The 20604-nt window shown below is 62.2% G+C and carries 16 protein-coding genes and 2 pseudogenes; 7 read left to right on the plus strand and 11 right to left on the minus strand.

Features of this window, described 5'->3' with window-relative positions; all coding sequences use genetic code 11:
- Nucleotides 1-99: 99 nt before the first annotated feature.
- The 4 genes from AD670_RS26905 to AD670_RS26920 are packed head-to-tail and all read right to left on the minus strand — an operon-like array spanning nucleotide 100 to nucleotide 4904.
- Nucleotides 100-963, minus strand: coding sequence for an SMP-30/gluconolactonase/LRE family protein (locus tag AD670_RS26905; RefSeq protein ID WP_053139472.1), 864 nt, complete (start codon nucleotides 961-963; stop codon nucleotides 100-102).
- Between the two features lie 19 nt (nucleotides 964-982).
- The gene (locus tag AD670_RS26910) at nucleotides 983-2563 is read right to left on the minus strand and encodes an aldehyde dehydrogenase (NADP(+)) (protein WP_053139474.1); all 1581 of its coding nucleotides are present in this window, start codon (nucleotides 2561-2563) and stop codon (nucleotides 983-985) included.
- Nucleotides 2564-2573: 10 nt separating this feature from the next.
- Nucleotides 2574-3566 (minus strand): AraD1 family protein, encoded by a 993-nt coding sequence (araD1, locus tag AD670_RS26915; protein WP_053139477.1) that lies wholly within the window; start codon nucleotides 3564-3566, stop codon nucleotides 2574-2576.
- Nucleotides 3567-3581: 15 nt separating this feature from the next.
- On the minus strand, nucleotides 3582-4904 hold the full coding sequence (locus tag AD670_RS26920; protein ID WP_053139479.1) for an MFS transporter: 1323 nt from the start codon (nucleotides 4902-4904) through the stop codon (nucleotides 3582-3584).
- A gap of 193 nt (nucleotides 4905-5097) precedes the next feature.
- Between AD670_RS26920 and AD670_RS26925 the strand changes: the two genes are divergently transcribed.
- Both AD670_RS26925 and AD670_RS26930 read left to right on the plus strand, forming a co-directional pair.
- A complete protein-coding gene (locus AD670_RS26925) occupies nucleotides 5098-6834 on the plus strand; it encodes an IlvD/Edd family dehydratase (protein WP_027603618.1) in 1737 nt (578 codons plus the stop codon).
- A gap of 48 nt (nucleotides 6835-6882) precedes the next feature.
- A complete protein-coding gene (locus AD670_RS26930; protein ID WP_053139481.1) occupies nucleotides 6883-7605 on the plus strand; it encodes a FadR/GntR family transcriptional regulator in 723 nt (240 codons plus the stop codon).
- 122 nt (nucleotides 7606-7727) lie between these two features.
- Here AD670_RS26930 and AD670_RS26935 read toward each other — a convergent pair whose 3' ends face one another.
- Both AD670_RS26935 and AD670_RS26940 read right to left on the minus strand, forming a co-directional pair.
- Nucleotides 7728-9854: a TonB-dependent siderophore receptor gene (locus AD670_RS26935; RefSeq protein ID WP_053139482.1), complete on the minus strand. Its 2127-nt coding sequence runs from the start codon at nucleotides 9852-9854 to the stop codon at nucleotides 7728-7730.
- Nucleotides 9855-10090: 236 nt separating this feature from the next.
- Nucleotides 10091-11182, minus strand: coding sequence for an NADH:flavin oxidoreductase/NADH oxidase (locus AD670_RS26940; RefSeq protein WP_053139484.1), 1092 nt, complete (start codon nucleotides 11180-11182; stop codon nucleotides 10091-10093).
- A gap of 78 nt (nucleotides 11183-11260) precedes the next feature.
- Between AD670_RS26940 and AD670_RS26945 the strand changes: the two genes are divergently transcribed.
- On the plus strand, nucleotides 11261-11572 hold the full coding sequence (locus AD670_RS26945) for a helix-turn-helix transcriptional regulator (RefSeq protein ID WP_082341055.1): 312 nt from the start codon (nucleotides 11261-11263) through the stop codon (nucleotides 11570-11572).
- Between the two features lie 8 nt (nucleotides 11573-11580).
- Here AD670_RS26945 and AD670_RS26950 read toward each other — a convergent pair whose 3' ends face one another.
- The 3 genes from AD670_RS26950 to AD670_RS26960 are packed head-to-tail and all read right to left on the minus strand — an operon-like array spanning nucleotide 11581 to nucleotide 13945.
- Complete coding sequence (locus AD670_RS26950; protein WP_053139486.1) at nucleotides 11581-12039, minus strand: metallophosphoesterase family protein; 459 nt, start codon at nucleotides 12037-12039, stop codon at nucleotides 11581-11583.
- On the minus strand, nucleotides 12036-13082 hold the full coding sequence (locus AD670_RS26955; RefSeq protein WP_053139488.1) for a GGDEF domain-containing protein: 1047 nt from the start codon (nucleotides 13080-13082) through the stop codon (nucleotides 12036-12038). The genes AD670_RS26950 and AD670_RS26955 overlap by 4 nt, the downstream gene beginning before the upstream one ends.
- A complete protein-coding gene (locus AD670_RS26960; RefSeq protein ID WP_082341056.1) occupies nucleotides 13067-13945 on the minus strand; it encodes a hypothetical protein in 879 nt (292 codons plus the stop codon). Before AD670_RS26960 ends, AD670_RS26955 begins: the two co-directional genes overlap by 16 nt.
- A 262-nt stretch (nucleotides 13946-14207) precedes the next feature.
- On the opposite strand from AD670_RS26960, the gene AD670_RS26965 reads away from it, so the two are divergent.
- From AD670_RS26965 to AD670_RS26975, 4 genes and pseudogenes are all read left to right on the plus strand, one after another.
- A complete protein-coding gene (locus AD670_RS26965; protein ID WP_053139492.1) occupies nucleotides 14208-15098 on the plus strand; it encodes a bestrophin family protein in 891 nt (296 codons plus the stop codon).
- 300 nt (nucleotides 15099-15398) lie between these two features.
- A pseudogene (locus AD670_RS32365) lies at nucleotides 15399-16322 on the plus strand (cache domain-containing protein); the annotation flags it as partial.
- A gap of 327 nt (nucleotides 16323-16649) precedes the next feature.
- A pseudogene (locus tag AD670_RS32370) lies at nucleotides 16650-17186 on the plus strand (methyl-accepting chemotaxis protein); the annotation flags it as partial.
- A 94-nt stretch (nucleotides 17187-17280) separates the two neighbouring features.
- Nucleotides 17281-18102 carry a DeoR/GlpR family DNA-binding transcription regulator gene (locus tag AD670_RS26975; RefSeq protein ID WP_053139495.1) on the plus strand — a complete coding sequence of 274 codons (822 nt, stop codon included), beginning with the start codon at nucleotides 17281-17283 and terminating at the stop codon, nucleotides 18100-18102.
- Nucleotides 18103-18259: 157 nt separating this feature from the next.
- Here the strand turns inward: AD670_RS26975 and otnI are convergent, their stop codons facing one another.
- Both otnI and AD670_RS26985 read right to left on the minus strand, forming a co-directional pair.
- Nucleotides 18260-19045, minus strand: coding sequence for a 2-oxo-tetronate isomerase (gene otnI / locus AD670_RS26980; RefSeq protein ID WP_053139497.1), 786 nt, complete (start codon nucleotides 19043-19045; stop codon nucleotides 18260-18262).
- Between the two features lie 16 nt (nucleotides 19046-19061).
- The gene (locus AD670_RS26985; RefSeq protein ID WP_053139499.1) at nucleotides 19062-20522 is read right to left on the minus strand and encodes an SLC13 family permease; all 1461 of its coding nucleotides are present in this window, start codon (nucleotides 20520-20522) and stop codon (nucleotides 19062-19064) included.
- Between the last annotated feature and the right edge of the window lie 82 nt (nucleotides 20523-20604).

Consider the following 20604-nt stretch of genomic DNA (forward strand, 5'->3'; position numbering starts at 1 on the left):
GCTCGCGAAAAACGTTAACGATGACGCGTACATCCTGAATGCACGCGGCGCGCTCAGGCTTTTCGCGAGCAAGCTCGCTCCTACAGTGAAGCGGTGCAGCTAACCGGCAAAGCGATGGCAAGGCATGCCGGGGACATCGACTTCGATGGCCAGCACCGCGCCGTCCAGAGGGTGATCCAATGGACTGGCAGCGCTGGTGATATACAAAGTGGTGAGGTTGGGGCCACCGAATACGCAACTGGTGGGGCGACTCACGGGCAATTCGATAATGCGGTCCACCTCCCCCTCGGGCGTCAGGCGCAGCAGGCAACTGCCGTCCCAACGGGCGTTCCAGATGTAGCCTTGACTGTCCATGGCTGAGCCATCCGGCCCGCCGCGTGCGTGCGGTCCGAACCATAGCGTTGCCGGCTCAAGTTGGCCGTCGGCTTGGATCGTATGCTGGTAGAGCGTGGCGTCCAGGCTGTCACCGAAATGCACCTGCCTGCCGTCCTCGCTCCACAGCAAGGTGTTGGGAATACCCAGGCCGTGGAGCAACGGCGTGACCTGTGCATCCGCATCGATGCGAAACAGGCCGCCGGAGCGCCGCGTGATCGGCAAGTCTTCGCCGTGTTCGCCGATGTTGTTCTGCATGGTGCCCAGCCACAGGCGGCCCTGGGCATCGCAGCGCGCTTCATTGCCACGGTTGCCCGGTTGCGGGTCGGCCACGCACAGCAGGGTCAGGGCTTCGGTGGCCAGGTCCAGGCGGTAGACACCGCTGCTCAAGGTCACCAGCGCATCACCGCTTTCACACGGGATAAACGCCGAAACGTGCTCGGGCAACTGCCAGATCTGCAACTGCCCGCCCATCAGGCGCAGTGCCTGCTTGCCGGCGATATTGACCCAGTACAGCGCCTGGGTCGGCACGTCCCAGAACGGGCCTTCCCCCAGTTGCGCACGGTGCTCAGTGACAGCGGTACACGACATGACGCCTCCTGATGAGTGTTTACAGCGAATCGCGCGATGGCGTGCCATCCACCAGACGCTGGATGCGCAACGGGTTGGCGTTTTTCAACGCGTCGGGCAGCAGGCTGTCAGGGTAGTTCTGGAAGCACACCGGGCGCAGGAAACGGTCGATGGCCAAGGTGCCGACCGAGGTGCCACGGGCATCCGACGTCGCCGGATACGGGCCGCCATGCACCATCGAATCGCAGACTTCGACGCCGGTCGGGTAGCCGTTGAGCAGGATGCGCCCGACTTTCTGTTCCAGCAGCGGCGTGAGTTCGGCGAACTGTTGAAAGTCTGCCGTTTCGCCAATGATCGTCGCCGTGAGCTGGCCGTGCAGGCCGTGCAAGGCGGCGCTGAGTTGGGCTTGATCAGCCACTTCGACAAACACCGTGGTAGGGCCGAAGACTTCTTCCTGCAGCACTTCATCGCCATCGATCAGCAAGCGCACATCGGCCTTGAACAGCTGCGGTTGCGCCTGATTGCCCGCCTGGGTGCTACCGGCCACATGCTGAATGCCAGGATGCGCCAGGAGTTTTTCCAGGCCTTTGCCGTAGCTGCTCAGGGTGCCGGCATTGAGCATGGTTTGCGCCGGTTGCTCACCGATCAATTGGGCGACCTGTTGGGTAAACGCAGTGAACTGCGGCGAGGCGATACCGATCACCAGGCCAGGGTTGGTGCAGAACTGGCCGCAGCCTTGCACCACCGACGCGGTCAGATCCCGAGCGACCGCTTCCGCTCGCGCTTGCAGGGCTTGGGGCAGCACGATCACCGGGTTGATGCTCGACATCTCGGCAAACACCGGGATCGGCTGCGGGCGCGCCGCGGCCATATCGCACAAGGCGCGACCGCCCTTGAGCGAGCCGGTAAAGCCCACCGCCTGGATCGCCGGGTGCTTGACCAGCGCCTCACCGACGCCGCCGCCGAAGATCATGTTGAACACGCCCGCCGGCATTTCCGTGAGCTCGGCCGCGCGAATGATCGCATCAGCGACACACTCGGCCGTGGCCATATGCCCGCTGTGGGCCTTGAACACCACCGGGCAACCGGCCGCCAGCGCCGCTGCGGTATCGCCGCCGGCGGTGGAAAAGGCCAGGGGGAAGTTGCTCGCGCCAAACACGGCGACCGGGCCCAGGCCGATGCGGTATTGGCGCAGGTCCGGGCGTGGCAGCGGCTGGCGATCGGGTAACGCCTTGTCGATGCGTGCGCCGTAGAAATCACCGCGACGCAGCACCGTGGCGAACAGGCGCATCTGGCCACTGGTACGCCCACGCTCGCCTTTGATACGGGCGGCGGGCAGCGCGGTTTCGCGGCAGACCAGCTCGATGAAGTTATCGCTCAGGGCATCCAGTTCGTCGGCTATCGCGTCCAGGAACTGCGCGCGGCGCGCGGCACTCAACGCACGGTACGCCGGATACGCCGCGGCGGCGGCCTTGGCGGCGGCATCCACCTCTTCCGGCGTGGCCTGGTAGAAGTCCTGCGGCAAGGCTTCGCCCGTGCTGGCGTCAACGCTGTGCAGCTTGATGCTGCCGTTGGCGCTGCGCTGGCCGCCGATGTAGTTGTGGCCGAGGAACTGGGTCATGTTGATCTCCTTAAAGGGGGGTGACTTGGCCGGGTTCAAATGCCGCCTCGCTGCTGCCGACGCCATTGACCAACGGCGCGCCGAACTCGGCCTGGCTGATCTCGAACACATCGCCCGGTTGGGTACGTATACCATCGGCGAATGACAGCGTGGCGGTGCCGAAGAAGTGAATGTGCACATCGCCCGGCTTGAGGAACTGGCGGTATTTGAAGTGGTGGTACTCGAGGTTTTCCAGGCTGTGGCACATATTGGCCTCGCCACTGAGGAATTCGTTCCGCCAGATTTCCTCGCCGTTACGCAGGATGCGGCTGGTGCCGGCCAGGTGCTGGGGCAACTCGCCCACGCGCAGTTCGGGGCCGTAGCTGCAGCTGCGCAGCTTGGAATGGGCCAGGTACAGGTAGTTCTTGCGCTCCATGATGTGGTCGGAGAACTCGTTGCCCACCGCAAAACCCAGGCGATAGGGCTTGCTGTCCGGGCCGATCACATACAGGCCGCCGATTTCCGGTTCTTCACCGGCGTCTTCGGCAAACGGTGGCACCGGAAAGGCTTCGCCTGGGCGCACGACGATGCTGCCGTCGCCCTTGTAGAACCATTCCGGTTGCACGCCGGCCTGGCCGGCAGCAGGCTTGCCGCCCTCCACGCCCCATTTGAAGATGCGCATGGTGTCGGTCAAGGTGCTCTCATCGCCGGCCTGCTGGTGCATTTTGTCCCGCGCCGAGGCGCTGCCCAGGTGGGTCAGGCCGGTGCCGCTGATAAGCATATGGGCCGGGTCCGGGTGGTCCAGCGGCGGCAAAATCTTCAGGTCGGCCAGCAGTGCGGCGTAGTCATGGCTGTCGCCCAGGCCCAGGCTCTCGACCTGCTGCTGCAACTTGACGCCCGCCTCGATGGCGGCCAGCGCCAGTTCGCGCACGCTGCGCGCGGTACGCACTTCGCGCACTGTGGCGCCTTCTACAACGCCGACCCGGCGTTCACCGTTGCTTGACTCGAACTGAACTAAACGCATGAAACTTCTCCCAGATTAAGTACGTGTGGCGCCACGGGCGCTGGCGGCGAATTGATCGGCGGGCAGTACGTGCTTGCGCTCCAGCAGGCGGTAGACCACGCCGGTCAAGACCAGCCCGAACACCATGACCCCGGACAGGAAGTACAAGCCCGAGGCGAGGTTGCCGGTGTATTCCTTGAGTGCACCGATCACGAATGGACCGATATAGCCGCCGAGGTTGCCCACCGAGTTGATCAAGGCAATGCCCGCCGCCGCACTGGCGCCGGCAAAGAAGCGCCCCGGCAAGGTCCAGAACACTGCGGTGCAGGAAAACATCGCAAACGCCGCCAGGCACAGCGCGGCCATTTGCAGCACCGGCACACTCAGCCAGGCGCTGAAAAACAGGCCGATGGCACCCAGCACATACAGCACGGCCAGGTGGCCGTAGCGATCATTCAGGCGGTCGGAACTGCGCGGGATGATCAGCAGGCCGATGATGCCGAAGATGTACGGCACGGCGGAGATAAAGCCGGTGACCAGGTCGGTGCCGCCAAACTGTTTGATCAGGGTCGGCAGCCACAGGCCCAGGCCGTAAATGCTCAGGGTCACCGGCAGGTAGAACAGCGCCAGCAGCAGCACACGTTTGTCCTTGAGGGCATGCAGCGGATTGCCGTGGCGGGTCTGGCCGTAGGCTTGCAGGTCCTTGGCCAATTCATCGGTGAGCCAGGTTTTTTCCGCGTCGCTCATCCATTTGACCTGCTTGGGGCCATCCGGCAGGTAGCGCAGCACTGGCCAGGTCAGCAGGATCGCCGGGGTGCCGATCACGATGAACAGCCACTGCCAGCCATGCAGGCCGAGGATGCCGTCCATGCCCAGCAGGCCGCCGGACACGGGGCCGGTGATCATCATCGCAATCGGTTGGGAGAGGATGAACAGCCCGAGGATCTTGCCGCGATGGCGCACCGGGAACCATTGGGTGATGTAGTACAGGACGCCGGGAAAGAATCCGGCTTCGGCCGCGCCGAGCAGGAAGCGCATCACATAGAAGCTGTGCGGCCCTTGCACGAAGGCCATGCCGATGGTGATCGCGCCCCAGGTGATCATGATCCGCGCGAACCAACGCCGTGCGCCAAAGCGGTCGAGCATCAGGTTGCTGGGGATCTCGAAGAGGAAGTAGCCGATAAAGAACAACCCCGCGCCCAGGCCATAGGCCGCATCGCCGATACCGACGTCGGCGCCCATGTGCAACTTGGCAAAGCCCACGGCGGAGCGGTCCACGTAGGCGATCAGGTACAGCAGGATCAGGAAGGGAATCAGTTTCAGCGTGATGCGCCGAATAAGCCGCAGTTCCTGGCTCATGGGGGTCGATCTCCGATTGTTGTTCTTATAGAAGCTCGGGGGACGCCTCTCGCGAAAATCCGCCAGGGTCATACCTCAGTTAAGCCAGACTATATAGTAGGACTATTTGCAAAACAACTCTTCCAAAGCATCGATTTTGCGCTTATGTTTAAGCACGCATAGAACATATAGTCATACAATAAGAGAGTCGATCATGTCTGATAAAAAGCCCGGCCTACGCTCCGCCCAGTGGTTTGGTACCGCCGACAAAAACGGCTTTATGTACCGCAGCTGGATGAAGAACCAGGGCATTGCCGACCATCAGTTTCATGGCAAGCCGATCATCGGTATCTGCAATACCTGGTCGGAGCTGACCCCATGCAACGCGCATTTCCGCCAGATCGCCGAGCACGTCAAACGTGGCGTGATCGAGGCCGGTGGCTTCCCGGTGGAATTCCCGGTGTTCTCCAACGGCGAATCCAACCTGCGCCCCACCGCCATGCTCACCCGCAACCTGGCGAGCATGGACGTGGAGGAAGCGATTCGCGGCAACCCGATTGACGGTGTGGTGCTGCTGACCGGCTGCGACAAAACCACCCCGGCCCTGCTGATGGGCGCCGCCAGTTGCGACGTGCCGGCCATCGTGGTCACCGGCGGGCCGATGCTCAACGGCAAGCACAAGGGCCAGGACATCGGCTCGGGCACCGTGGTGTGGCAGCTCAGTGAACAGGTCAAGGCCGGCACCATTACCCTGGATGACTTCCTCGCGGCCGAAGGCGGCATGTCGCGTTCGGCGGGCACCTGCAACACCATGGGCACCGCGTCGACCATGGCCTGCATGGCCGAGGCACTGGGCACCTCCCTACCCCACAACGCAGCGATCCCGGCGGTGGATGCGCGGCGTTATGTATTGGCCCACATGTCCGGCATGCGTGCAGTGGAGATGGTGCGCGAAGACTTGAAGCTGTCGAAGATCCTCACCAAGGAAGCGTTTGAAAACGCCATCCGCGTGAACGCCGCCATCGGTGGTTCGACCAACGCCGTGATCCACTTGAAAGCCATCGCCGGGCGCATCGGCGTCGAGCTCGACCTGGACGACTGGACCCGCATCGGTCGCGGCATGCCGACCATCGTCGACCTGCAACCGTCCGGGCGCTTCCTGATGGAAGAGTTCTACTACGCCGGTGGCCTGCCCGCCGTGCTGCGTCGCCTCGGCGAAGCCAACCTGATCCCGCACCCGAACGCCTTGACCGTCAACGGCAAGACCCTGGGCGAGAACACCAAGGACTCGCCGATCTACGGCCAGGACGAAGTGATCCGCACCCTCGACAACCCGATCCGCGCCGACGGTGGCATCTGCGTGCTGCGCGGCAACCTGGCGCCACTCGGTGCGGTGCTCAAGCCTTCAGCGGCCAGCGCCGAGCTGATGCAGCATCGCGGCCGTGCGGTGGTGTTCGAGAACTTCGACATGTACAAGGCGCGCATCAACGACCCGGAACTGGACGTGGACGCCAACTCGATCCTGGTCATGAAAAACTGCGGGCCCAAGGGTTACCCGGGCATGGCCGAAGTCGGCAACATGGGCTTGCCGGCCAAACTGCTGGCCCAGGGCGTGACCGATATGGTGCGGATCTCCGATGCGCGCATGAGCGGCACCGCCTACGGCACCGTGGTCTTGCACGTGGCGCCGGAAGCCGCTGCCGGTGGACCGTTGGCCACGGTGAAGGAAGGTGACTGGATCGAACTCGACTGCGCCAACGGTCGCCTGCACCTGGACATCCCCGACGCAGAGCTGGCGGCGCGCATGGCCGACCTGAAGCCGCCGCAGAACCTGATCGTCGGCGGCTACCGCCAGCTGTACATCGACCATGTGCTGCAGGCCGACCAGGGTTGCGACTTTGACTTCCTGGTGGGTTGCCGTGGGGCTGAAGTCCCCCGGCATTCCCACTAATTGGGATGCTATGATGCCGCGAATTTAAGTCAGAGCATCCCTGTCGTTATGGATCACCAGCCGCCCAAGCCGCGCAAGAGCATGCATGCCCAGATCGTTCAGGACTTGGGCATGCACATCGTTTCAGGTCGCTTCAAGCCCGAAGAACGGTTGCCCATGGAGGCCACGCTCTGCGAGGAGTACAAGGTCAGTCGTTCGGTATTGCGCGAGGCGACCCGGGTGCTCAGCGCCAAGGGCCTGGTGTATTCCAAGCCGCGGGTGGGCGCGGTGGTGCGGCCGCGCTTGAAATGGCACCTGCTCGACCCGGACGTGTTGTCCTGGTTGATGCAGTCCACTCCCCACAGTGAATTCTTCAACACCTTGGCCGGTGTGCGTCGCATCCTCGAGCCGGAGATCGCCGCCATGGCCGCGACCACCGCCACCGATGAAGACATCGCCACCATCGAAAAAGCCTACCTGGGCATGGAAACCGCGCAGACCCACGAACAGCTGTTGCAGGCCGACCTGGACTTCCACCGCGCCATCGCCGACGCCACCCGCAACGACCTGCTCGCCTATATGTGCAACATGCTGTCGTTGCCGCTGCGCGAGTCGATCAACATCACCAACCGCCGCCCGGACATCCAGGGCCTGAGCCTGCCCCGGCACAAGGCGATCCTCACCGCGATAAAAAACCGCGACGCCCTTGGCGCACGGCATGCTTCGCTGGTGCAGTTGGATGACACGCGGGTGGCGTTGGATACGGTGATGAATGTGCTCACGCCGTTGTAATGTAAACGCAATCAAATGTGGGAGGGGGCTTGCCCCGATGACGGTGGATCAGTCATAGCAACATCGACTGGTCTACCGCTATCGGGAGCAAGCCCCCTCCCACATTGAAGCTGTGCAGGCTGTTAGAGGGTGTAGGCGATGCCGACCTGCACCGTGCGCGGTTCGCCTGGGTAGGCGTATACGTTGCCAAACGCACCTTCTTCATAGTCCCGATTGAACAGATTCTTCACATCCAGGTTCAGCCGCACCTTGTCGTTGACCTTGTAGTAGCTGAGCAGGTCGACCACGGTGTAGGCGTCCATCGAGAAGGCATTGTTGGAGGTCTGCCCGGCCCGCTCATCCACATACTTGCCACCCGCGCCCAAGCCCAGGCCCTTGAGGGCGCCGTCCTGGAATTCGTAGACGTTGAGCAGGCTGAAGCTGTTGCGCGGGATGTTCAGCAAACGCGTGCCGGTGCGCAGGGTGTTGTCCTTGGTCACTTCGGCGTCCACATAGGCATAGCCACCGATCACACGCCACTCGGGGGTGATATTGCCCGCCACGTTCAAGTCGAAACCACGGCTGCGCACCTGGCCGGCGGCGACGCTGAAGGTTGAGTCGAGAGGGTCGGTGGTGAGCACGTTTTTCTTCTCGATCTGGTAGATCGCGGCGTCGACGCTGAGTTGACGGTCCAGGGCTTCCCACTTGATGCCCATCTCGTAGGATTTGCCTTTCTCCGGTTCAAAACCACCGCCCTGGCGACTGGCGCCGGTGTTGGGCTTGAACGAACGCGCGGCGTCGGCGTAGACCGCGACGGTGTCGGTAAGGTCATAGATCACGCCGACGCGTGGGGTGACGGCGTTGTCGCTGGCTTCCCAGCTTTTACCGCCCGGCACGTAGGTGTGGTAGTCGTGTTCAAAGCGCTCGAAGCGTGCGCCGGCAAGGACTTTCAAACGCTCGGTCAGGGCCACCTGGTCCTGCACAAAAGCGGCGTAAGTCTTGAGGTTTTCCTTGTCGTGGGTCGGCGTGCGTGTGAGGTTCGGGCGCGCCTGGCCGTAGACCGGGTTGAAGATGTCGATGGTGTAGGCCCCCACCGCGCCACTGGAGCGCTGGATGATCGACTTATAGTCGTAGTCTTCGAACTCGACGCCGGTGAGCAAGGTGTGATCGAAACCGCCGGTGGAGAAATGCCCGGTGAGGTTGAGCTGAGTGTCTTTATCGGTCCACTCCAGCTTGCGGTAGTTGAAGTTCCGGCCCAGTGTGCGCCCATCGGCGGCCAGGCCGTTGGCTTCAATGGCGTTGCCTTGCAGGGTGCCGTCGAGCCATTGGAAACCGCCGCCCAGGGTCCAGTTGTCATTGAGCAGGTGCTCGAAACGCAGCTGCGCCATGCTGTTGTCGTTGTGCAGTTTGCCGACGTCTTTTTCACCCCAGAAGGTGTCGCGCGAGGCGGTGCCTTTTTGATTGGGGTAGCGCGTCAGGCCACGGTCCAGCGGGTGGTTGTTGCGCATGAAATCGCCTTCGAAGATCACCTTGGTGTCATCGCTGGCCTGCCAGGTGATCACCGGCGTCACGCCGTAGCGTTCGGTTTCGACGTGATCACGGAACGTGTCACCGCCCTCGCCCACCACGTTCAGGCGATAGGCCAGGCGACCTTGTTCGTCCAGCGGGCCGGAGGCGTCGAGGGTGGCGCGCTGCATGCCTTGGTCATCCAGTTGGCTGCCGAGGGTCACGGTCGGCTCGGCCAGCGGTTGCTTGGAGACCACGTTGAAAGTGCCGCCGGGATCGCCACGGCCATACAGCATGGTCGCCGGACCGCGCAGTACTTCGAGGCGTTCGATGGTGTTGGCGTCCGGCATGTTCGGGTAGCCGCGGTTGATCGGGAAACCATTGCGGTAGAACTCGCCGGTGGTGAAGCCACGTACGGTGAAGGTGGTGAGCCCCTGCCCGCCGAAGTTGTTGGCGCGGCCCACGCCGCCGGCGTAGTCCAGTGCGTCCTGCAAGCGGGTGGCGCCGATGTCTTCGACCACATCCTTGGACACGACGCTGATGGACTGCGGGGTTTCATGAATCGAGGTGTCGGTGCGCGTCGCACTCGCGGAACGTGTGGCGTGGTAGCCCTTGACCGGCCCTTGAGCTGTCTCGTAGTCCGCCTCGCCTGTGACATTGGTGGCCTGCAGCTCAAGACTGGCCTTGTCGGCAGGGACAACCTCTGCCCAGGTGAAAGGGGAAAACGCCTGAAGCACACAGAGGGAAATCAAGGTACGACGCATGGATGTTGAACCTAGTGAATGAGCCAGAAGGGGCGGCAAACCTGCCAAAAAACGCGGGAATGGTATACCAAGTCATTCGCGTTTGACATCTGTTCTCATTCACTATTTTTCAGGTAACCGCTTTGTATCGATATGCAGGAAATTGGACGCGAGGCAAATGTGGGAGGGGGTAAGTCGAATCGTCGCACCGCCCCTCCCACATTTGGATTTTTTTATAACTTTAGAAATGGATCCGCTCAGCGATAGCGTTCCAACCAATGGGCGTAAGGCGCCGGCAAGGTCCAGGAGGATTTCTCCACGCCCAGTTCCTTGGCCGCAAAGTACGCCCAATGCGGGTCAGCCAGGTGCGCACGACCGACCGAGACCAGGTCCAGGTGCCCAGACTGCAACGCACCTTCTGCCAGTTGCGGCGTGCCAAAGCCCCAGGCCGAGGTCACCGGGATGCCCGCTTCGCGGCGCACGCGCTCGGCGATCGGGCCCATGAAGGCCGGGCCCCACGGGATATTGGTGTCGGGGATGGTAAAACCGACGCTGACGCTCAGCAGGTCGAGGCCGCCAGCCTTGAAGTTGCGGGCCAGTTCGATGGATTCGGTGAGGGTCTGCTCGTCACGGCCGTCGTATTCGATCACGCCAAAACGCGCGGTCAGCGGCAGGTTCTCTGGCCAGACTTCGCGCACGGCGGCCAGGGTTTCCAGGAGGAAACGGCTGCGGTTGTCGAAGCTGCCACCGTAGGCGTCGGTGCGCTGGTTGGAATGCTCGGAGAAGAAGCTCTGGCCCAGGTAGCCATGGGCGAAGTGCAGTTCGATCCACTCGAAACCGGCGTCACGGGCGCGGCGGGCAGCGTCGACGAAGTCCTGCTTGACCCGAGCAATATCGTCCAGGGTCATGGCGCGTGGGACTTGCGGCAGGTTGGCACCAAAAGCGATGGCTGACGGCGCGATGGTTTCCCAGCTGCGCGCATCGGAGGCAGGCATATGGTCGTCCCCTTCCCATGGGCGGTTGGCGCTGGCTTTGCGACCGGCGTGGCCGATCTGGATGCCTGGCACCGAGCCGGCGGCCTTGATGGCCTTGACCATGGGCACGAACGCCTGGGCGTGGGCGTCGCTCCAGATACCGGCGCAGCCTGGGGTGATACGCCCCTCAGGCGCTACAGCGGTGGCCTCGACCACCAGCAAACCGGCGCCGCCACGGGCCATGCTGGCCAGGTGCACGAGGTGCCAGTCGTTGACGATGCCGTCATCGGCCATGTATTGGCACATTGGCGGGATGGCGATGCGATTGCGCAGGGTGACGTCTTTGAGTTTGAACGGTTCGAACAAAGCGGACATTGAGAACTCCAGGAGCGAGTGGTTGATTCGATAGTTCGATGGTAATCGAACTATGGTATTCGATGATAGCCCCCTGTTATGATTCGTTTCATGCGAGCCTTTAAACACCCCACCCCGGAAGACCTGACCCTCGAGCGCCTGTTGTACGCGCTGAGTGATCCGGTGCGCCTGGAGATTGTCCGCTGCCTGGCCGGCGTGCCCGAGGCCAGTTGCGGCGAACTGGACGGCGGGCGTCCCAAGTCCAGCATGTCCCACCACTTCCGGGTCCTGCGCGATGCCGGCCTGGTACACACCCGCAGCATGGGCACTACCCATATGAATTCACTGCGCGGCGAGGTGCTTGAGGAACGGTTTCCGGGATTGTTGCAGAGCATCCTGACGCAACGATAAAAGCCGGCTCAGTCCAGCAGCGCGATCAGCCGCGACTCGATCGTCATTTCCTGCACCTCCAGCACCGCCAACGTCACCGGCAACTTGAAGCGCCGCCGCCCTGCACTGCCGGGGTTCACATACAGCGTTGCGCCCCGCCATTCGATCAGGGGCTTGTGCGAATGGCCGGTGATCACCAGCCGTGTAGGCGTGTCGAGTAAGGCGGGTACGTCGGCGATGTCATGCACCACCAACGTCCGCCATCCGCCCACATCCAGCATCAGGTGGTCGGGCACCTGCTCCGCCCACGCCGCGTCCTGGTCATTGTTGCCGCGCACCACGTGCAGGGGCGCGATCTGTGCCAACTGCTCAAGAATCTCAGGGCTGCCGATATCGCCGGCATGGATGATCTGCTCGCATCCCTGCAAGGCCGCCACCGCTTCAGGCCGCAGCAGGCCATGGGTATCGGAAATCACGCCAACTTTCATAAGGCCTCCGGAGTGGACATCGAACCATGAACCACCGGCGCGCCATCCAGATACACGCGGTCTTTACCGTTGCCCTTGGCGGCGTAGAGATTGCGGTCGGCACGCTTGAGGACCGCCGACATATCGTCCCCGGCCGTAAAACGCGTCATGCCCGCACTGCAGGTGTAGTGATGGGGCGGTGCGACACTGTAGCGAATCCCATGCAACAGCCGCAGCGCAAAATCGCTGGCGACATCAGGGTCATCGCCCACCAGCAGCACGCCGAATTCCTCGCCGCCAATCCTGCCGAAACTGTGGCTGCCGGGGGTGGATTTCAGGCACGCGGCCATCGCGCAGAGAATCCTGTCGCCGACGTCATGGCCGAATTGGTCATTCTTCAACTTGAAACTGTCGATATCCAACATCATGAAGTAACCGGTATCACCGGCCTCAATCAGTTTGGCGAAACTCTCCATAAAGGCTCGCCGGTTCAGGATGGAGGTCAAATAATCCGTCTCGGCCAATTCCCGAAACTCACTCTCGACCAGTAACACGGAGCGCAGGTTTTTCAGGTAATAGACATTCAAGATAAAGCCGATCGCCACCGACGCGGCGCAAAAGATAAACACGTAGCTGTCGACGCCTTCATAGAGGCTCAATTGAATGCTGGGCCACGTCAGCAACCAGACCACAGCGGCGCATAACAGAAAATCCTGGACCACGATAAACAGGATTGCGCTGCTCATCACCAAGGTCACGGCCAGCGGCAAGGCGAACACCTGCAACGCGGGGCGGGTGTGAACCACATAGGCAAAACCTGCGGTCAGCAGCACCATGTAGGCCACGCCCAGCGCCCGCCACAGCACATACTGAGTCACCACCCGGTGGACCCCATACACCGCGCACAGACCCATCGTGACCAGCGCGACCGGCCAGCCGAACATCTCCCCGCGATCAACCAGCAACACCGCCAGCCAGGCGAAAATCCCGATCAGTTCGGCCTGGGCAATGGCGGGCGACAACAGCCTTTGCATCCGAGGCCTGAGTTTCACATTAGCCGGCATCCCGTCACTCCCTGTGCATGAGTGGCCGCTTTGTTATCGACATGACTCAGTTGAAGACTGTGCAGGCAGGTCGCAAACGAATAAGCCATGAACCGCCTTACCAACACGATAAAAGGTGGCAGGACTTCAAGCAGTGTCTTGGAATGAACCTTGAAATAGCCCCGGTCGGCCCCCTCTTGCACCAGGCGAATAACGTGGGTCTTGGACACCGAGAGTTGCTCAGCGATGGAAAGGTACGACGAAGACCTGAAACTTGCCCCTTGATTATCCAGCGCACACGCATCGTTATAGATCGCCAGCATCAACATATGCCCGGCATCGCGCTTTACCAGCCAATAACAGTCGGGCATCAACAGGTCAATGGTCACGTTATGGCTCAGAAGGACCGAAAACCCTTTGAAATAACGTGCCAGATAGGCGCGATCATCCAACCCGTTCATTGAGCCGCACACCGCGGTTTCCGGGCACATCACGCCCAGCGGCTCGACCACCGACGTGAGCATCTGCCTGACCTCCTCGCAGGCTTGGGATGACGGGCTGAATACCCGCAAACGGCTGTCATCCGCATGCCTGGACACCGTCATGAACCCCAGCGCCCGGAACAGCAGGAAGATCGACTCCAGGCTGTTTCTGGAACAGAACCCACGCGCCATACAAAACTCTTTCACCTCGGACAGCAATGGCACCGGTTTGGAGAAATACGTGCTCAATAACGTAAAGGACACCATCAAGCGACTGAACTTGAGTGCGGTCTTGTAGAAAAAGGGTCTTTTTGAATAGCACTCCAGCAAGATCGAATAATGGGTACGAATACACGCTTCAAAATCCACATGGCGCTCGAACGCCCGCGCCGACTGTTCCATCGCCAACTTCAACGAACCACTGCACATGAGAAAGAGCCCTGATCAAACAACTTGGATTCACTGATCTCAATTGCAGCACCGATAATGGCGTTTTGCCTTGGGCGCAATCTATCGTGATTAGCGCAGGGGACACCGTCGCTACCAAAATTGTTCCAAAAAGACCCCGATGGCTTAACCGTTTCAGTCGCTGCGGCGAACCTTCCCCGCAAGCCGGCGTCCGAGCTAAGGCACTGTTGCCTACCGTTCGCCGCGAGGTTGTCGTTTGAAAGCCGCCATCATCAAAAAGTACCGCCTGATCATCAAGACCATGGGCTATGTGGGCTGGTCGCTGTTCTGGCTGTTGCTGTGGGACGTCGCCGTCACCGTGGACTTCATGCTGTTCCTCACCGCCAAGATCAACTTGCCGCTGATGCCCCTTACCCTGCTGGGCTCGGCACTGATCGTGCTCATCAGCTTTCGCAACAGCAGCGCCTATAACCGCTGGTGGGAGGCGCGCACGCTGTGGGGGGCGATGGTCAATAACTCGCGCAGTTTTGCCCGTCAGGTGCTGACCCTGCTGGACGATCCGGACGGCGAAGTGAACCCGGTCAAGTCCACCCTGCTGCGCCGCCACGTGGCCTACGTGAATTGCCTGGCCGCCCATCTCAAGGGTGAGCCGTGCCCGGAAGAGGTGCGTGCGTTTATCCCGGCCGAGGAATTCGCCCGCAACGGCGCCACCAACAACTTTGCCAATGACATCCTCACCGGCTCGGCGGCGTTGCTGGCCAGGGAATACAAGGCCGGGCACGTGGACAGCATTCGCCTGGCACGGCTGGAGTCGACCCTGGTGGATTTATCCAACGCCCAGGGCGGCATGGAACGGATCGCCAACACGCCACTGCCCTACCCTTACGTGTATTTCCCACGCCTGTTTATCTCGTTGTTCTGCCTGATCGTGCCGGTGGGCCTGGTGGAATCCCTGGGTTGGTTCACCCCGCTGGCATCCACCGTGGTGGGCTTTATGCTGCTGGCCATCGAACGCATCGGCACCGACCTGCAGAGCCCGTTCCGCTCCAGCGAACACCAGATCCAGATGGAAACCATCTGCGAAACCATCGAGAAAAACCTGCAATCGATGCAGCGTGATGCGCTGGGTGGCGAACGTATCGGTTAAACACTCCCTTGGGCCTCAAGTGCGTGCTCCCGCAGTCGATATACAGGGAGTACGCATGGGCCACACCCCCTCAAAACAACACATGCGACGCTCGACACCACTGTTTTCTCCTTGCCAAAAATATAAATACCCGCGGGTGAAGTCATGAATATCAAGCAAAAGCTGACCTGGGCGTTTGCCGCCATTGCGTGCGTCCCGGTTATTTTGGTCGCTGTGTTGGTTGTACTGAATCTGCGCGAGGGGGCCCTGGCCAATTTCCTCGACAGCAGCGGCCGCGAGATCCGCCAGATCGACAACGGCATGAAGCAGTTTTTCGATGGCATCAGCCAGAACGTCGACTTCGTGGCCAAGGACCCGCGCGTTGTCGCGGCCAAGGACCTCAAGAGCTACGCCGGCGCTGACGCCGCGCAAATCCCCCTGACCCAGACCAACAAAGACCTGCTGGCGATTTTCGACCAGTTCGCCAAGAGCCACCCAAGCACCGCCTACTTGTCTTTGGGCCTCGCCGACGGCGGTTATGCCAGCTGGCCTGACGACACCAAACTGAACAACTACGACCCACGCGTACGCCCCTGGTACAAAGCCGCCATCGCCGCGCCAGGCGCCACCGTGCGCACCGGCGCCTATTACTGGGCACCGGACGACGTGGTCCTGATCGGCACCGTGCACACCGTCGCCGACGCCACCGGCGACATCCTTGGCGTGGTCGGCCTGGACGTGTCGCTCAAGCAGCTCACCGAGCTGGTGCGCAATATCAAGCTGGGCGACAGCGGCTACCTGATGCTGGTGGAAGCCAACGGCAACGTGTTGGTGGACCCCAGCGACGCCAAGCACAACTTCAAGCCGATGGCCGACCTGGGCCCCAACTACGCCGAACTGGCCAAGCGCGGCGACGGCGTGACCCAGATCGACATCAACGGCGTGGCCTACATGGCCAACGTGGTCAGCTCCAAGGATTTGGGCTGGCGCTTTATCGGCCTGATCAAACGCGATGAAGTCATGGCCGGCGCCACCAGCCTCACGTGGTTGATCGCCGCAATTGCCGCCGCCCTGGCCGTGGTGTTCGCGATTGTCGGTGCCAGCTTTGCCAGCATGATCGTGCGCCCGATTCGCGGGGTGGCCGACGGCCTGCAAGAAATTGCTGAAGGCGAAGGCGACCTGACGCGCCAACTCAAAGTGCAAGGCAAGGACGAAACCGCCAGCCTGGCAGGCTGGTTCAACCAGTTCCTGAGCATGATCGCGCAATTGGTGCAGCGCATCGGTAACGCCTCTTCCGACCTGCAGACCGCCGCCGCCGACACCAGCGAAGTCGCCAATAACATGAACCAGGCCGCCGGCCGCCAGCGCGAAGCCGTGGAGCTGGTGAGCACCGCGTTCAACGAAATGGTGGCCACCGCCAACGAAGTCGCGCGCTCCTGCAGCGCCGCCGCCGCGAGTGCCGACGAAGGCTACCGCGACGTGCACAATGGCCAGCAGCATATCGGCGAAGCCACCGGCAGCGTGCTCAAGCTCAGCGAAGACCTGCAAAAGTCGACCCAGACCATGCAGTTACTGGAGCAGGACAGCCAGAACATCAACACCATCCTCGACACCATCCGTTCGATCGCCGAACAGACCAACCTGCTGGCACTCAACGCGGCGATTGAAGCCGCGCGCGCCGGTGATCAGGGCCGAGGTTTTGCCGTGGTCGCCGACGAAGTCCGCGCCCTGGCGCGCCGCACCGCCGACTCCACCGGCGAAATCGACAGCCTGCTGGGCAACCTCGCCCGCCGCACCCAGGAAGTCACCCTGCAGATGCAAGGCAGCCTGCAGGTGTCCCACACCAGCGTGGAACGCATCCAGCAGGCCCGCGACAGCTTCGACAAGATCCAAGGCTCGGTGGACTCGATCCGCGACCAGAACACCCAGATCGCCACCGCCGCCGAAGAACAGCACCAGGTGGCCGAGGAGATCAACCGCCACATCGCGCAGATCCATGCCGATGCGCAACTGGTCGAAGGCTTTGCCCACTCGGCGCAGACCGGATCAGGTCGGTTGACGGATATTTCCGGTCAGCTCAAGGGGTTGGTGGGGCGGTTCAAGTTCTGACGGGCAATGGGCTGGGATCGCCTGCAGGGAGCAGGCGAACGCCGCGTGTATTCGCTACTATGTGCCCCAGCCCCCAGACCGACCCGGAGCCTCAATGCCCACCCCCAAGGACACTGCCGCCGACAGCAGTACCCCGATGATTCCCGAGCAGCGTCGCGAACAAATCCTGCGGCAATTGCGCAAGCATCAGGTGATGAGCGTGCACCAGTTGATGGAGATGTTCGACTGCTCGCACATGACCGTGCGCCGCGATATTGCATTGCTGGAGCAGGAAGGCCGGGCGTACTCCGTCACCGGTGGGGTCCGGATCGCCAGTCAGTTGCACAGCGAGCCCAGCCACCAATCCAAAGCCGTGGTGGAGTTGCCGCAAAAGCAGGCCATGGCGCGACTGGCGGCGCGGTTGCTGCACGCGGACATGACGGTGTACCTGGATGCCGGCACCAGCACCCTGGAGATCGTCCCGTATATCAAGGCGCTGTCGGGGATGACCGTGGTCACCAACGACTTCGGGATCGTGCAGGCCCTGATGGATGCGACGCAAGTCACGGTGATCCACACCGGCGGCCAACTGGACCATGACAACCACTCTTCCGTCGGCGGGCTGGCCGTGGCGACCTTGCGCCAGGTGGTCACGGACATCGCCTTTGTGTCGACCAGCTCCTGGGATCTGCACCGAGGCATCACCACCCCCTCGGCGCTGAAAGTCGAGGTCAAGCAAGTGGCAATGCAATCGGCATCCCAGGTCGTGCTGGTGGCGAGCAGTTCCAAATACGGCACCTTCAGCATGTACCGCATCGCCGGGCTGGAACCGTTCGACGTGATCATCAGCGACGACGCCTTGGCCCCGGCAGCGGCAGATGGCATCCGCAAGCGCGGGATTGAATTGATGCTGCCGGGTGATCCGTTGCCGGCGTGATGCCCTTCCTTTGTGGGAGAGGTCGAGCTTTAGCGAGGCTTCGATGGCGGCGGCAGGGTTGGCAGGTGTGTTGGCTGACACACCGCTATCGGGGGCAAGTCGAATCGTCGCACCGCCCCTCCCACATTTGAACCGAACCGCCACAGAGGCTCGTCGACTACCGAGCCGCTTTCCAGTCCCGCAACCATTGCAGGCCCGCCGAGGTGTCGCCCTTTGGCCGGTATTCGCAGCCGACCCAGCCGTCGTAGCCCAACTGGTCCATCAGTTCGAACAGGAAGCCGTAGTTCAGCTCGCCCAGGTCAGGCTCGTGACGGTCCGGTACCCCGGCAATCTGGATATGGCCAATGCCATCGATGTCGCGGCGCAGCTTGGTGGCCAAGTCACCTTCGACGATCTGGCAGTGGTAGCAGTCAAACTGCACCTTGAGGTTGCGCGCGCCGACCTCCCGGCAGATGGCCTGGGCCTGGTCCTGGCGGTTGAGGAAAAACCCCGGCATGTCGCGGGTGTTGATCGGTTCCAGCAAGACCGTGACGCCGACCTTGGCCGCCGCTGCGCTGGCGTAGGCGAGGTTTTCCAGGTACACGGCCTGATGGCGCTGGCGCAGGCTTTCCGAGGGCAGCAAGCCGGCCATGACGTGCACGCGGTCGTTGCCAAGCACGGCGGCGTACTCCAGGGCCCGGTCGAAGCCACTGCGAAACTCCGCCTCACGCCCCGGCAGCGTGGCGATGCCGCGCTCCCCCGCCGCCCAATCGCCCGGTGGTGCATTGAACAGAGCCTGGACCAGGCCGTTGTCACTCAGGCGTTGCTTGAGTGCCTCGGCGCTGTAGTCGTAGGGAAACAGGTATTCCACCGCGTCAAAACCATCGGCCTTCGCAGCCGCGAAGCGCTCGAGAAAATCATGTTGCGGGTACAGCATGCTCAGGTTGGCAGCAAAACGAGGCATACAAAGCTCCCAAGAGTCAGACAAAAGGCCAGATCAGCAGGGTAATCAAGAAACCCAAGGTGCCGAGCAAGGTGGTGATCACCGTCCATGTGCGCAGACCGTCTGCCACGTTGAGCCCGGCGAGCTTGGTGAAGATCCAGTAGCCGGCGTCGTTGATATGCGACATCGCCAGCCCGCCACCGCCCATGGCCAGGCACAGCAGCGCCAGGTGGTTGGGCGTTAGGTTGAGGGTCACGATCAGCGGGCTGATGATCCCCGCCGTGGTCACCAGAGCCACGGTGGTCGAACCCTGCACCGCACGCAGCAACATGGTCAGCAAAAAGCCCAGGGCCAGCACCGGCAGGCCGGTGGTGCGCAGCATGTCGGAGACTACCGCGCCGATGCCGGTGTCCACCAGCACCTTGCCGAACACGCCACCGGCGCCGGCGATCAGGATCACCATCGCCACGCCCGGCAACGCCGAGCCGATCACGTCGGAGACCTGGCTGCGGCTCCAGCCACGGCGCGAGCCGAGCAGCCAGGCACACAGCAAGGTGTCGATCAGCAGCGCCACCAGTGGCGCGCCGAGTACGGTCATCACCCCGCGCAGGGTCGAATCGACCGGCAGCAGCGAAGTGGCCAGGGTACCCAGTAAAATCAGCACAATCGGCAGCAGGATCAGGCTGACAATCAGGCCAAAACCGGGTGCAGGCGCCGCCGGCAGCTTGGCGGCGATGGCGCTGGTGGACTCTTCCAGGCCCATATGGGACTCGGCCACAGCGCTCTGTTGCACCGCCTGGTGATTGCCGTTGGTCCAGGCCCGCAGGTCTTCATTGGTCACGTGAGGGCCATAGACTTCGGCGCGGATATCGTCGGTCATCGGATAGAAGCGTCGGGTCATGCGCCCCGCCACGCGGTAACCGATGTAGCACAGCAACGCGGTGATTGGCAGGCCGAACATCAGCACCCGGCCCAGGTCGGCACCCAGTTGGCTGGCGGCGGCCACGGCACCCGGATGGGGCGGCAGGAAGGCATGCACGGTGAGCAGCGCCGCACACATCGGCAACGCGAACACCAGCAGCGGCTTGCGCGCCCGGCGTGCCACGCCATACGCCAACGGCATCAGGATGATCACCCCGACTTCAAAGAACACCGGCACGCCGATGATGAACCCGGCGATGGTCAGCGCCAGCGGCGTACGGCTGTTGCCAAACCGCTCGATCAACGACTTGGCCAAGGCTTCGGCACCGCCGGACAGCTCGATGATCCGCCCGATCATCGCACCCAGGGCAATGATGATCGCGATATGGCCAAGGGTCTTGCCCATGCCGCCTTCGATGGTCGCCACCAGATCAGCCGGTTTCACCCCGGCCACCAGCGCCACCACGATACTCACCAGCATCAGCGCAACAAACGGCTGGAATTTGTACTTGAGGACCAGAAACAGCAGCAGCGCGATACCCGCGCCAGCGGTCAACATCAAAATCAATGGGCTCATTCAAGAATGTCCTGTTGTTATTGTTTTTTAGGCAAGCCGGGTCCGTCGAGCGTCAAACCAGACGCTCGGGCAGCACTTGCCG

It is taken from the genome of Pseudomonas sp. MIACH, from assembly GCF_001269925.1.
In the GTDB taxonomy this organism is placed as follows: Bacteria; Pseudomonadota; Gammaproteobacteria; order Pseudomonadales; family Pseudomonadaceae; genus Aquipseudomonas.

Coding starts and splice junctions, on each gene's coding strand:
- AD670_RS26905 (WP_053139472.1), bottom strand. CDS start 963: ATGTCGTGTACCGCTGTCACTGAGCACCGTGCGCAACTGGGGGAAGGC.
- AD670_RS26910 (WP_053139474.1), bottom strand. CDS start 2,563: ATGACCCAGTTCCTCGGCCACAACTACATCGGCGGCCAGCGCAGCGCC.
- araD1 (WP_053139477.1), bottom strand. CDS start 3,566: ATGCGTTTAGTTCAGTTCGAGTCAAGCAACGGTGAACGCCGGGTCGGC.
- AD670_RS26920 (WP_053139479.1), bottom strand. CDS start 4,904: ATGAGCCAGGAACTGCGGCTTATTCGGCGCATCACGCTGAAACTGATT.
- AD670_RS26925 (WP_027603618.1), top strand. CDS start 5,098: ATGTCTGATAAAAAGCCCGGCCTACGCTCCGCCCAGTGGTTTGGTACC.
- AD670_RS26930 (WP_053139481.1), top strand. CDS start 6,883: ATGGATCACCAGCCGCCCAAGCCGCGCAAGAGCATGCATGCCCAGATC.
- AD670_RS26935 (WP_053139482.1), bottom strand. CDS start 9,854: ATGCGTCGTACCTTGATTTCCCTCTGTGTGCTTCAGGCGTTTTCCCCT.
- AD670_RS26940 (WP_053139484.1), bottom strand. CDS start 11,182: ATGTCCGCTTTGTTCGAACCGTTCAAACTCAAAGACGTCACCCTGCGC.
- AD670_RS26945 (WP_082341055.1), top strand. CDS start 11,261: ATGATTCGTTTCATGCGAGCCTTTAAACACCCCACCCCGGAAGACCTG.
- AD670_RS26950 (WP_053139486.1), bottom strand. CDS start 12,039: ATGAAAGTTGGCGTGATTTCCGATACCCATGGCCTGCTGCGGCCTGAA.
- AD670_RS26955 (WP_053139488.1), bottom strand. CDS start 13,082: ATGCCGGCTAATGTGAAACTCAGGCCTCGGATGCAAAGGCTGTTGTCG.
- AD670_RS26960 (WP_082341056.1), bottom strand. CDS start 13,945: ATGGAACAGTCGGCGCGGGCGTTCGAGCGCCATGTGGATTTTGAAGCG.
- AD670_RS26975 (WP_053139495.1), top strand. CDS start 17,281: ATGCCCACCCCCAAGGACACTGCCGCCGACAGCAGTACCCCGATGATT.
- otnI (WP_053139497.1), bottom strand. CDS start 19,045: ATGCCTCGTTTTGCTGCCAACCTGAGCATGCTGTACCCGCAACATGAT.
- AD670_RS26985 (WP_053139499.1), bottom strand. CDS start 20,522: ATGAGCCCATTGATTTTGATGTTGACCGCTGGCGCGGGTATCGCGCTG.